We start from the raw sequence: 13,919 nt of genomic DNA on the forward strand, positions 1-13,919 counted from the left end.
CGGGAGTGTGTTTGGATTTTTTATCACGCGCATAAATAAATTCAGCGAATTTTGAATGGCTCTCCAAACCTGACCCCACACAACACCACATACCATCCTGCACTTGCGAATAGACCCGGTAGTGATTGGGTCGCATAGGAGTGAAATACACAAAGCCGCCGGTTGTGGGATTTTGTGAACCTAAAATATGGTTGTAGAGTGCGCGCTCGTAATAATCTACATATTTAATCTGCGGTGCAGAGTTATTTGTAGCAGAAGACAGATACAACAACTCGGTGAGCTTGAGCATATTGTAAGTATTGCAGGTTTCGGGTCCTTCAACCTCGTTGACCATGGGCGAGAAATCTTGTGTATCGTGAAAATGTTCTTTCACGCTGTTTCCACCAATAGCAACAGTGCGTTTATCGATTACCGTTTGCCAAAAAAATTCCGCTGCGCGATTCCACTCAGGATTATTAGTCGCACCGGCATAGCGTTTAAAACCGATCACTTTGGGAATTTGGGTATTGGCATGCAAGCCGGTTAAATGGTCTTGGGATTTCTCCAACGGTTGCAAAATCGCTTGATGGGAAAATGCTTGTGCGAGGGCGAGATATTTTTTATCGCCTGTAATTTCTGCTACATCGACAAATATTTCATTCATACCGCCATGCTCGGTGCGTAGCATGGTTTGCATCTGCTCAGGCGATAATGTTTTGGTTAATCGGATTGTCCAATCGGATAATTTCACCAACATTTTTTTCGCATCGGTATTATCGGCGTAAAGATAAGCATCGCGCAGACCGGCGTAAATTTTATGCAGGTTGTACCAGGGTACCCAGCGCTCATTGGTAGAGAAGTTATCCGCGCGGATGTCGCCCTTGGCAATTTCACTCCACATTTTGTTGCTTGCGGGAATGCCGCCGATATAACCGGAACCTATTTTGTCCTGACATTTTTTTAATTCGGCGATGACATAATCCAAACGTTTCAATACAGCTTTATCGCGCGTAGAGGCATACATCAGCGCTAACGCAGAAACATAATGACCACCCATATGGCCATCTAACCCTGTGGACTCCCAGTTGCCGTAGGTTTCTTTAAATGGCAAACCAGCTTCGCGGCGGAATGGTGCAAGCAATTTTTCAACATCCAACGCCATCAAGTAATTTTTATTAGTATTTTGCGCATGTAGGAATGGACTTTCCAATAACTGCACATCGCGCAATGGCGCAAGCTCCAGCGCGAAAACCGGAGCTATGCAAACACTGAAACCTAGCGCAATTACGCGACATGCATTAAGTAGATTCATTATAAAGTTCCTGAAAAATATTCCCACCAATAGGTGGGAATATAATGCTTATCGTTATTTCTGACACAGGATTAACGTAACTTTTCAACGAGTGAAGGCCTGTTAAAATTACTGCGCCTGCAAAGTAAACATTTGATTAGTGCTGTTCGCCACACATTGCCATTGATACAGATTGGCACCATCCGCTGTAGATGCACCTGCAATATCCAAACATTTTTCACTGTTGCGATTGATAATTCGATAACGGCCGGAACCTGCAGACTGGAAACGGAATTGTTGATTGTGGCCGCCAGCATATGTCCACAACATCAGGTTAGCGCCATCAGCAGTTGAGAATGAATTTACATCGAAAGCTTTGTCGCTTGCATTGGCAGGCGAGATGCGATGCCACACATCATCAACACGCGTAACAATAAATTTCTGGCAGCTGTTATTGATCCAGCTCCACTGGCGCAGATTGGTGCCGTTTGCTATTGCGCAATTTTCTACATCTAACGATTCTCCACTGTGCGCAGGGGTAATACGATAGGTGCCGTTAATGCGCGCATTAGCATCGCTTTTTATTGAAAAGTTGCGATTGAATACCGGCCAACCATTGGTGAAAGTCATTTGCAATAGATCCAAACGAGCAGGCCAACCGTTTGCGGTGGTGCCATCGTAATAATGGATTGACGCAAGATGCTGGCCATTGTTATAGAAATAACTAAAGTGGCCTGGGCCGATATAATTACCATCGGACATTAATAGTGTGCTGCCGCCGTAATTCCATAAACTCTTACCATTTTTATCTATAAACGGCCCCGTTGGACTGGGGGAGCGGCCAGTGACTATGTAGTAGTTACTTTGATTGCCCAGACAACACTCGCCCAGATTCACAAAAATGTAGTAATAACCGTTGATGTATTTTACTTGCGCAGCTTCATATTCATGCCACGCATAATTATTGCCCACTACCGGGTAACGGCTGCTATTCATCAGCTTGCCGGTGGCTGGGTTAATTTGGCGAACAAAAATTCCCGCATAGTGCGAACCGTACACCATCCATACATTATTTTGCGCATCGCGATATAAACCAGCATCAATCGCATTCACTGGCTGCCCACTCAGAGTTCCTTCGTCGATAGTTGACACTATCATGCCCAAATCTTGCCAATTGGGATTATTCAGCGAGCTGGTGACCATCACCCCAATGGCCGAACGCATACCCGAGGTGGATGAAAATGCGGAGTAATACAAATAAAATTTGCCATTCATTTCAATCACATCCGGCGCCCAAAAATTGCCGTCAAAACCAGGCACTTTGTTGCTGATCCAGGCGGGATAGGTATTGGCGGGAATGGGCGATGCGCCGCGCTTCCAATTAATTAAATCGGTTGAGTAGAGTGCGTTAATCGGAAAATTACTTGCGCCACCACCAGTGCCAAATGTCCAGTAGGTATTGCCATCTTTAATAATGGTGGATGGATCGTGAATATCGGTAGTGCCGGTTAACGTGATTGCAGATGCATTAAAACTAATGGCTAAAATTGCTGCTGCAGAAACTATTGCTGTTGATATATACCTGAATAAACGAACAAAGCTGTACATAGTGAGACCCTCAGTTATTAATTATTTTTTAAGGCACAAAAAAAATGAGTTTCACCATTGCCTGTGACATAAACAGCAAGAGTGAAACTCAACGACAAAGGCCAATGATTGGCCTTTATGAGTTTGTTTAAACACTCAACAGTAAAACTGCGAAGTGTTTAAGCAGAAACGAGAAAATTAGAAGGTCAAACGCGCTCCAATTGCAAAGGTGCGACTGTAAAGAGCAGAACCAAAGTTATTGGTGGTGGATCCATTTTCACCGTAATAGCTTTGATAAATTTCTTCGGTCAAGTTAGTGCCATCAAAGGTTAATGCCAGATTGTCTGTTACGTCATAGGTAATTTGCAAATCCATGCTGGACTCTGGTTTTCTCCAAACTTCCAATGGGTTCGCAAACAATGCCGCTTCGTAGTTATTCAGGAACTCACTACGCCATGCATAGGATAAACGCATGCCCAATTTTTCTTTTTCATAAGCCAAAACGACACTGTAAGACTCATCCGAAACGCCGAACAAATCCGTTGTCTTGGTTTCTATAATGGTGCCTTTGGAATCAGTAATAGGTGTTGATTGCGATGATTCCAATGCGGTGTAGCTCGCCTGAATACCAAAACCATCTAACACGCTAGGCAAATTTTCCGGGAACCAAACTGCACCCAACTCCAATCCGGTCAATTCACCATTCGATGCATTGTAGGGTTGGCTAAGTACATAAGTGCCCATTTCACCAGCCGGAGTTTCGTGCTGTACCTGGCGACGAAAATCAATGACAAATCCTTCAATCTCACGCTTGAATAAAGTTCCGTACAATGAACTTGCATCCGCAAAATACCATTCCAATGAGAAATCATAGTTTTGCGATTCGGTAGGCTTCAGATCCGGGTTACCGCCACCGGCAGTACCGTAGCCAATTCCGGTAACATCTTCGTTGTAAACAATGCGCGAATTCAATGATGCAAAATTTGGACGACGTAATGTCTCTGTGTATGCCAGGCGCGCATACAAATCATCGGTTAACGCATAACGCAAAGATAAGCTGGGCAACACTTTAGTGGTGCTCGCTGAATCGTCATACACCTCTTTTGCTGCTGAGGCGGTATCGGTGAATTCCATATCGGTATCTGAGCTGGTATAGCGCAAACCAATTTCGCCATCCAATGTTCTACCTGCTACTTCTGCCTCGTAGCGCGTAGTGACGTAAGCAGATGCTGTTAACTCATCAATATTAAAACTTTCGACAAGTTCCAACTTTTTCAAGTTATAAGCTGCACGCATTGCATCTGCGTTTGAACGCAGGTAGTAACCATTTGCAACAGCCCATGTCGTTGGCACATCGGCATTACCATCAAAGAAGCCATTGTTGATATAAGCTAATTCGTCAGTGATAGCGACATTAGGATTAAAACCTTCCTGACGGCTAAATGACTCAGCTGCAGCGCGTTGATCAACCCGCACACCGACATTGAATTGCTTAAAGATACCGGCATCTGCATCATAGGTTGCATCGGTAGTGAAAGTAACGGCATCGCCTTCATTTTTGTTGGCGTTGTCGTACAGCTGCGCGGTTCTCCAATTAGCGACATCCGACACATCGGCTTCATTGAGACCAGTAGTTGCAGGATTATCGATAAAACTAAACGCAGGAATTCCACCACCTGCATTGAAGTCTACATTCAAACCGTAACGGGCATTTTCAAAACGCGCAGCGATAAAATCGGATTCAAACGTACTCTCTTGATAAACCACTTCTGATTTCACCTTGAGATTATCAGTTAACTCCCAGTCACCACCTAAAGCGTACACAAAGCTATCGGTTTTGCCGGTTGTTAAATCGCCGCTGGTGAATGACCAGTTATCTTTTACGCTTCTGGATTTAACAATGTTCGTGCCTTCAAACAACACTATGTTTGCATCGGCTTTTGCCGTTGGGCTGTTTGCGTAAGAACCCCACCAGTCAGCGAAAGAAAATAACAGGGAGTTGAATGATTCATTGCGATAACCGTTATAAAAAGCTTCAAAGGTATATTCAGAGGTATCATTCGGCGCAAATTGCAAAGACACATTGGCGGCAGAGCGCTCGCGCTTACCAGTGAAATCACTGGAGAAAATCGCATCGCGGCCAAGGATATATTCCATTGGCTGACCATTCACACTTACAGTCGAACCTGGAGTATTTGGTAAGCCATCCAATAAGCCCGGAGTCCAGATTGGATTCTCAATAACATCGATCACACCATTAACATCTCTGTGATCTAAAAAAATACGCTCGTAATTGCCAAACGGAGCAACCGGGTCATCAGTAGCAAATGGCACCATCGCACCGGCGGTAATGCTTTGGTCGCGATAATTGGTTTCGGCGAAAGAAAGGTTTACCAAGGCACCAAATTCGCCAGAACCCGTTTCCCAGCGATTACTTGCAAGGCCACTGATATTGGGATCGATTTCGTCCGCTTGCTCTTGGTTAATCGCACGCGCTGCGACTACAAATTTTTGGCCATCAAAATCAAATGGGCGCTGGGTTTTAATATCCACCGAACCCGCAATACCATTTTCAATTTGCGAAGCAGAACGGGTTTTATAAACATCGACTTGTTTGATCAAACTGGCGGGCACATCTTGCAGTGCAACCGCGAGGCCCGATGCCGTAAAAATATTGCGGCCATTCACAGTGGTGTTGATATCGGTTAAACCGCGAATCGAAATACCGGAGGTTTCACCTGAGCCACGATTGGTTACCTGCACACCGGTTACACGCTGCAAGGATTCAATCACGTTGTTGTCGGGGAATTTACCAATATCTTCAGCAACAATTGCATCAACGATTTGGGTGTTGTTGCGCTTTACATCCAAAGCCTGCGTCAAACTGCCGCGAATTCCCGTCACTACAATTTCTTCCACCTGGTCTTCTTCCTGCGCAACAGCGACATAAGAGGAACCTAGAGCGGCGATCATCGCGATAGATAAGCTAAGTGTTTTTTTCTGGAACATGAGTGATCTCCCGTGTTCGATTACTACTTGAGCCGAGGGGTTGGATCGGTGCAGTAATCGTTATTATTAAGTCGGTGCTTTTATTTGTCTTATAAAAATCGGACTGCTACTGGTGTCTCACAGGGTAGGAATGGTGATTACCCTTATTATTAACAAGGAACTGCCGAATTATTATGCATATTGTAAGACAAATTAAATACTATCCCTCTGAGCATTCATCGTCAACAGGTAAAAATAGATTTTTATGTAAAAATGAAAAGCAAAAAAAAAGCCGCCACAGCAAGCTGTAACGGCCTGAAAAGTGGCATAACAAAGGCTGTTACGCCATCCAACGACAAAAGGATAAGACTCCGAGCAAAACAACAACGAACAAGCTGGCAGATAAATGAATCAAATCACACCATAATTGTATGATTATATACAAGTATTAATAATATGCCAGTTTTTTCTAGTTAAAACGAGTAGCGCGCACCCACCGCAAAGGTTTTGGAGTAGATGGCACTGCCGAAGTTAAACAAATCCTCGTTGCCTTCACCGTAGTAGCTTTGGTACACATCGTCTAAAAGGTTAGTGGCATCAAAGGTGACTACCAAGTTGTCGGTCACATCGTAGCTAACTTGCAGATCCAAACTCTGCTCCGGGCGACGCCAGAATTGGATGGGGTTAGCGAAGATAGCGGCCTCGTTGCCAGCGTAAAATTTCTCGCGCCAGACATAAGACAAACGCGCATCAAAGACATCTTTGTCGTAGGCCAACACCACACTGTAAGAGGAATCGGATACGCCCGACATTTTTGAATCCACGTAACCGGAAATATCGCCCGCTAAACTGTACTCAGGTGTTTTTTGTGATGAATCGAGCAAAGTGAAACTTGCTTGCACACCCAGGCCATCGAGTGTTGTCGGTAAATTATCCGGGAAATAAACCAGCCCGACTTCCAAACCGGAAAGCTCACCGTCAGCCGCGTTGACCAGCGTGGTCAGTACATAGTCACGTGTTACACCGTCGTTACCGGTGCGGTTGACGGTTTTTTTGCCGCCAATCACCAAGCCGTCAATTTCGCGTTTGAACAGGGCGCCGTACAGCGAACTGCCGTCGGCAAAATACCATTCAAGCGAAACATCATAATTGGTGGATTCGGTCGGTTTTAAATCCGGGTTGCCGCCACTGCCAGTGCCATAGGGAATTGAGGTCAGGGGATCCTGGAAATATTGCAGCGGATTTAAATCCCCAAAGTTAGGCATGCGCAGAGTTTGAGTATAGGCGAAACGCCCCACCAGATCGTCAGTCACATTCCAATTCAATACCAGACTCGGCAATACTTTGTCTGCCTTGCCGGTACCGGTATTGTTATTGAAGATATTGGTGTTAGTGCCCGTCTCTGACCAGAACTCCATATCCTGTTCGTAATTCACATAACGCACACCGAACTCTCCGCTCAATGCATCGCTCAGGTTAAATTTGGTAGTTGCATAAAGTGCGGCAGAATCTTCAGAGACATCAAAGTTTTTATTGACGCTTTCTTTTTCCAAACCATACACGCTGCGCACTGCATCGGCGTTTGCTAACAAATAGCTGCCGTCAGCAGTAATAAAACTATCAAAAATATTCGCGCGGCCTGCAAAATAGTCATCCACCGTGAAGATCAAACCGGAGCCATCGCCCGACGCACCTGCAGCAACCAAATCATCCATCAATTCAGTCACAGTGCCGGCGTAACTCCAGGAATCTTGTCCGCGCCCAAAATCTTGTGCATTGCGCTGCTCAAGGCGGCCACCGACTTTTAGCGTTTGGATAAATTGGCCATCCAATTTCCACTCAACATCGGTAGTCACACTGGTTGAATCACCTTGATTGCCACCGCCGTTGTCCCACATGCCGGAGGCATTCCAATTGCCCACTGCAGCCATGTCCGATTCATCCAGTGCACTGGTGGCAGGATTATCTTTAAAAATAACGGAAGGCACACCGTCGCGATCGTTGTAATCCACATCCAAACCATATGCAGTGCGCGCAAACCGCATCGCAAAAAATTCAGAGGTAAATTTACTGTCTTGATAAACAATTTCAGAATTGACCGTTACATTGTCACTTGGTGTCCACTTGGCACCAAGCGCATATAAATAGCTGTCAGTTTTGCCAGTGGAATAGTCACCACTTTGGAAGCCGCCGTTGGCATAACCCTGATGTTCTTTTACAACATTAGTGCCGTCATAAACGAGCGGGATATCGATATTGCCATTTTGGTGTTCAAGCGTGTTGGTAAACCACATGGCATTTTGCGATGTATTTCTGTAGCCCGTGTAAAAACCTTCTGCAGTCACTTCCAACTCATCATTCGGTGCCCACTGCAAAGAAACGCTGGCGGCCGGGCGCTCGCGATTACCGGTGAAAGATGTACCGAACACCGCATCGCGCATCAATAAATAATCGTAGTCTGCACCGTCCAAGGTCAGGGTTGAACCTGCCGCAGAGGGAAGGCCATTTTCCAAGCCGGCTTGCCACACGGGTGTATTGTTGTGCGAGTTGGGAATCATTTGGTAGGGCGCATAATCCAAATGCGGATTGGCGCTGAAGAACGGAAACACGGCACCCGCCGTCATAGTGTCATCGCGATAGTTGGTTTCTGCAAAAGACACATTCAGTAAGGCACCAAATTCGCCACCGCTTTCCAATTCCCAGCGGTTGCTAAATAACGCACTGACATTAGGATCAATTTTATCGTCCTGATCACCGTAAATACCGCGGCCAGCCAATACCATTTTTGCGCCATCAAAATTAAAGGGGCGATGGGTTTTTACATCAATCGATCCAGCAATACCGCGTTCAACCTGATCAGCCGAACGGGTTTTGTAAACATTCACATTGGCTAACAAACTCGCTGGAATATCTTGCAGGGCCACCGAGCGGCCCGCGCCAGTAAATACATCGCGGCCATTTACGGTAGTGTGCACGTCGGTTAAACCGCGAATTGATACGGCCGATACTTCGCCTGAACCACGGTTAGTTGTCTGCACACCCGTAACACGCTGCAATGCTTCAACGACGTTGTTATCGGGGAACTTGCCGATATCTTCGGCAACAATGGAATCAATAATTTGTGTGCTGTTGCGTTTGATATCCAATGCTTTGGTTAAACTACTGCGGATACCCTGCACGATAACTTCTTCTACTTGTTCATCGGCTACGGGTTGTGAGTTTTGCGCTTCTTGTGCGCTGGCGATTTGCGCCATCATTGCGGCCAGCACAGCGCTGACCAAGACTGATTTCTTATACATAATAAACTCCAAAATTTTTTGTAAATTTTGAGTTAATGTTTTATCCATTAACTCCATCAAAAAGAATTCAAGCCGAGGGAGAACAATTTTCTCCCTCGCTACTGCGATTACTGTGCAGTGGAACCTTCTTGATACAGTGAGTTAATGCGTTCGTTGCTGATGGTGCCGGTGAACACTTTGAGTTCATCGATAGCGCCGTTGAATGGCGTATCCCAATAATTCACACCCAGTGCAAATTCATTGGTATCACCCGCCACTGTCATTACGCGCGGGAAGCCAGTGGATTCAAGCTGCTGCACACCATTCACAAAAATCTTGATGGTATTGTTATTGTCGCCATCCACCATCACCACTAAATGAGTCCATTGATTGGCGGGAATACGGCTGCTTAATTCAGCGTTGTCGTAGAACGCCGGGCCATTAGCCCATACGCGGGTTTTTTCCGTGCCGTTCATGGAGGGAACCAAACTCAACCAATAGTTGGCATTAGCTCCACCAAAAAATGCCGTGGTGTAATTGGTAAACGCAGTGGGTTTTAACCAGAGCGAAATACTGTAGCTGGCCGTAGTGATTAAATTGTCGGGCAGGCGCACACCGGAAGTGCCATCCAGATTGACCGCTGAACCTTTAACACCTTGCACGTAGCTCACCGCACCGACAGTGTTATGCATAAAGTTGCCGGTAACTGTACCTGCCGCAGCAACTGCATTTTTCTCAGTTAAATCGCCATCAAAACTGTATTCCGCTGGCGCCAAAGATTTAACGATAACGGTAAATTCTTTGGTGTCAGTGAAGCCCTGGTAATTGATATGTGCAGTCAAGGTGACGGTTTTGTCGCCCTCATCGGCTGTCGGTTGTTTAACTACTGCAATACCGTTGGTGGGTTTCAAATAATTTTCATTGCTGGATGTCCAACTAATGCCAGACACAAAGGGGCCAACGCGAATCAATTCAAAATTTTCGCGCACAGCGGACATATCGCCCAGCTCCAATGCCTCTTTTACAAAGCCGGCAAATTGTGCAGGATTAGTGAGATTGTTAATCGCTGCACCGTTGATATCCAAATTACTCAAGGCGTAGTCGTACACAATCAACTCATCGATTTGGCCGACAAAAGGCAGATCCCAGCCGAAATTAACACCCAGCGCAAACTGTCCGCCACTCGCGCTGAAAATATCATCGCGTGGCATAGAGCCGACCAGGTTGCCATCGATATATAACTTCATCGTGGTGTCAGCATAAGTAATCGCCACATGCTGCCATTGATTTACCGGCGCCGTTGCAGAATGCACAACTTGATTCCAATTGCCGAGGAAATTACTCCAGATCAATGAGGTCGAGGTAAACCAGGCATTGCCCGGAATAAAACTGATCCAATGATCAAAATCACTCGCGGCAAAAAAGGCGGGCGTATGGGTGGTGAGCGATTCCGGTTTCATCCAAAAGGACACAGTGTAGGCATTGGAGTGAATAATGTTGTCCGGCAAACGCACGCCGTTGGCACCATTAAAATCGTAAGCCTGCCCACTGTAACCGGCAGCAAAAGTGGGGGCCGTTGCATCGACATTAAACAGGTTGTTGTCAGTAGTTTTCGCAGCAGCAAAATAGCCCACTGAATCGGTTAAGGTATTTTCAAATCCATAATGCGCTACTGCATTTTTAAACGGCGGGCGTGCGGTTAAATGCACTGAAAACGTTTTTGTAGTGGTCTGGCCATCTAATGAAAGATTAGCGGTGAGCGTGACGGTTTTATCGCCGAGGTCAGGCGTTGGAATAAATACATTGCCCGCTGAGTCAATAAAATATTCATTGCTGCTCACCCAATTAATCGCAGTGCCGCTTTTGCCAACGGTCGGCAGCGAATAGCCTTCGTCGGCAATGGTCAATTCGGTTTTGATATTCAGTGCATCTTTGACGCTATTCAATGCGGCAGTTGTTGCTGCGATGGAATCGGTGCGGCTGCCAAATACAGATGCGCCATCTTTTGCCATTGCAGTAAATACCGGAACCAATTCTTTGCTGCCGTTATCCCACTGCCACTTGATAACACCAAAGTAAGTGCCGGAATCCAATACCAGTTTGATGGAATCATCGCCCTGCGACATCCAGGTGCCTTTTTCACTACCGATGACGGTACGGTCTTCACGCAAAGTGATGTAGCCGGATTTAATCGCGGTTTTATTAACGGCTTTACCTTGATTCACAAACTTATAGTGACCGGGCACTTGCGCGATATCGACCAGGTTATTGCCATTAAGCGGAACATAGCGCTGGGGCGAGACCACTAACCAACCGTCTTTACTCACAAACATTTCATGGGTGCGTACGGCATGGGCTTCGATGTTACCGGGATATGCAGTAGATGACGCCGGGAAGCGAGTGTGGGTTACCAGCAGATGACGCTTTGTTGCTTCATCGTAATAGGCCGAGTTATGACCCGGTGATTGGTAACCCCATGAAGCACCTGGCTCACCTAATGCTTGGGCAAATTCAAATCCGCCCAGCAACTTGCCGCCAATCTCCAAACCGGTGCCCATAGTGGCGATGTCGACGCCTGCAGGATCAAGGTAAGGGCCTTTGGGCGTTTTGGAGCGGGCAATGCGGATGGAATAGCCGCCATTTGCGTCAAAGCCAGCTACTGAATAGAACAAGTAATAGTAATCAGCGACCGGACTGTAGATCACATAGGCGCCTTCAATCGCACGGAAATCGCCTCCGACCAAATGCTTGCCATAACCTTGACCCGCTTTGGGTTTACCCGTGGCACCGTCCATTTCCAGAATAAAGATACCGCCAGAATAAGAGCCGTACACCATCCACAACTTGTTGTCTTTATCGTAAAACGCGGTTGGGTCAATCACATTAGGGTCAACCGCACCGTTCCAACTGGTCTGGCCGTTGTCGAGCGGGAAGCTGGTGAACTCACCCGCATTGCGGTAACCACTGCGCAGGAATACACCTTTATCGACGTAAGGGCCCGCGACCGAATCCGCTTCTGCTAAACCCAAATAGGAACGATTCCAGCAGCCGCCACTGTCTGCCTCTGTTTGTGCGCAATGGTTGTAGTAGAACCAGTATTTGCCGTTGGGTGCCTTGATTACATTGGCCGCCCAGTTGCCTTTAAAGCCATCACTCCAGGCGATGCCTTCAGAGATTTCGCTAGAATAGGTATTAAACAGGGGGCTCTCATCAACCTTATCATTGGCCGAGAGCACCGAAATATATTCCCAGTTAATCAAATCAGCCGATTTGGCCGCTGCCAGGTGCGAACCGAAAATGTAGTAATCGCTACCGGCTTTGACGACGGATGGGTCGTGAACACCGATATCCAACCAATTGACCGAGCCGTCTTGCGCCAGCGGGATTCCGCTTGCCAGCGTCGGCTTGGAATAAATGGGTTCAGGGGATGCAGGAACTGGCTTGGTTGAGGAGTTGTTGTCGCTACCGCCACCACAGCCGCCCAATAACAGCAGACTGCCAATGACAAGCGTAAGGCTTGTTAGCTTCATGTGTTTGACCTTCTCTCGTGTAGTTATTGCTTATTTATAATTCCCGGCGTAGCCACTTTTAAGACTGGGGATGAAACGCCACACCGGGTCTAGTAGTCGCATGAACTATATGTCATACAATATTACTATCAAATATTATTGTCATACAATTAATCAGAAGTAAAGCCGCGGGCAGTGCTTTTATTTCTATAAGTGGTGCTCGAACGAAGGGCAATAAAAAACCCGCACAAGGCGGGTTCTTCACAGCAGCGACGGATAAACGCAAATCGTCTACGGTTAGTCAAGCATTGATGGTTTACCAAACACCGGCATACCCTGCTCATTCCAGCGCAATGGTTTTACAAAGGTATGTCGATCGGGATTCCACAAAGGATCTCCTTCTATTTCTGTGTAAGTGCGCGCGTGATACACCAGCATAACCGTATCGTCATCTTCACCGTAGGTGAAGCTGTTATGACCGGGGCCAAAAATTTTATTGGGAATATCCGAGCACAACACGGGCTCTTTGGATTTAGTCCATGATGCAGGGTTCAGCAAATCGGAATTTTCATCCGCCCACAATAAACCCATCGCATAATTTTCATCTGTCGCACTCGCCGAATAGCTGATAAAAATTTTGCCATTGCGTTTTAATATAGACGGCCCTTCATTTACCCAGAAGCCGCGAATTTCCCATTCAAATTCTGGCTTGGTAAGCAGCACGGGTTCACCAGCCAATTGCCAAGGTGTTTTCATGGGCGCGATATACAAATTGGAGTTGCCGCGAATAGCCACATCTTTTTGCGCCCACAAATAATAGAGTACGCCATTGTGGGTAAAGGTGGTGGCATCGAGGCAGAAAGTATCTATACCGCTATCGACCTGCCCCATAAATTCCCACTCACCCTCAAGCGGGTTTGCATTTTTGTTGCGCACGCAGTACATGCGGTGCTGGAACAAATCGAATTTTATTCCACGGCTGGGCGCAGCAGCGAAGTAAACATACCAGCCCGATTCACCCGATTGCGGATCTTTGTTGAAATGAATTTCCGGTGCCCACAATAATTCGCTGTAGGGACCTGTTTCAGGTTTATGCCAGGCATCCACGGTTTTTGCTGTAGCTAACTCAGCAATGGTTTTTGCACGACGCAATTCAATGCGGTCGTATTGGGGCACTGATGCAGTGAAATAATAATAGCCATCCGTGTGTTTATAAATAAACGGATCGGCACGCTGGGGGATCAGAGGTTTTAATAATTCGCTCACAACATTCTCCAAACTCTTTTA

General features: G+C 46.5%; 6 protein-coding genes. All 6 read right to left on the bottom strand.

Annotation, left to right across the window (positions count from 1 at the left end):
* Window positions 1–1,291 (bottom strand): beta-L-arabinofuranosidase domain-containing protein (locus ACWA6V_RS00190; RefSeq protein ID WP_449520610.1); only part of this gene is annotated, 1,291 nt, incomplete at its 3' end.
* Between the two features lie 108 nt (window positions 1,292–1,399).
* Window positions 1,400–2,878: a family 43 glycosylhydrolase gene (locus ACWA6V_RS00195; protein ID WP_449520611.1), complete on the bottom strand. Its 1,479-nt coding sequence runs from the start codon at window positions 2,876–2,878 to the stop codon at window positions 1,400–1,402.
* Window positions 2,879–3,055: 177 nt separating this feature from the next.
* The gene (locus ACWA6V_RS00200) at window positions 3,056–5,866 is read right to left on the bottom strand and encodes a TonB-dependent receptor (RefSeq protein WP_449520612.1); all 2,811 of its coding nucleotides are present in this window, start codon (window positions 5,864–5,866) and stop codon (window positions 3,056–3,058) included.
* A 452-nt stretch (window positions 5,867–6,318) separates the two neighbouring features.
* Window positions 6,319–9,144: a TonB-dependent receptor gene (locus ACWA6V_RS00205; RefSeq protein ID WP_449520613.1), complete on the bottom strand. Its 2,826-nt coding sequence runs from the start codon at window positions 9,142–9,144 to the stop codon at window positions 6,319–6,321.
* Between the two features lie 107 nt (window positions 9,145–9,251).
* Window positions 9,252–12,653: a LamG-like jellyroll fold domain-containing protein gene (locus tag ACWA6V_RS00210; RefSeq protein WP_449520614.1), complete on the bottom strand. Its 3,402-nt coding sequence runs from the start codon at window positions 12,651–12,653 to the stop codon at window positions 9,252–9,254.
* 276 nt (window positions 12,654–12,929) lie between these two features.
* Window positions 12,930–13,898: a glycoside hydrolase family 43 protein gene (locus ACWA6V_RS00215; RefSeq protein WP_449520615.1), complete on the bottom strand. Its 969-nt coding sequence runs from the start codon at window positions 13,896–13,898 to the stop codon at window positions 12,930–12,932.
* Window positions 13,899–13,919: the final 21 nt, after the last annotated feature.

Source organism: Cellvibrio sp. (genome assembly GCF_053579595.1).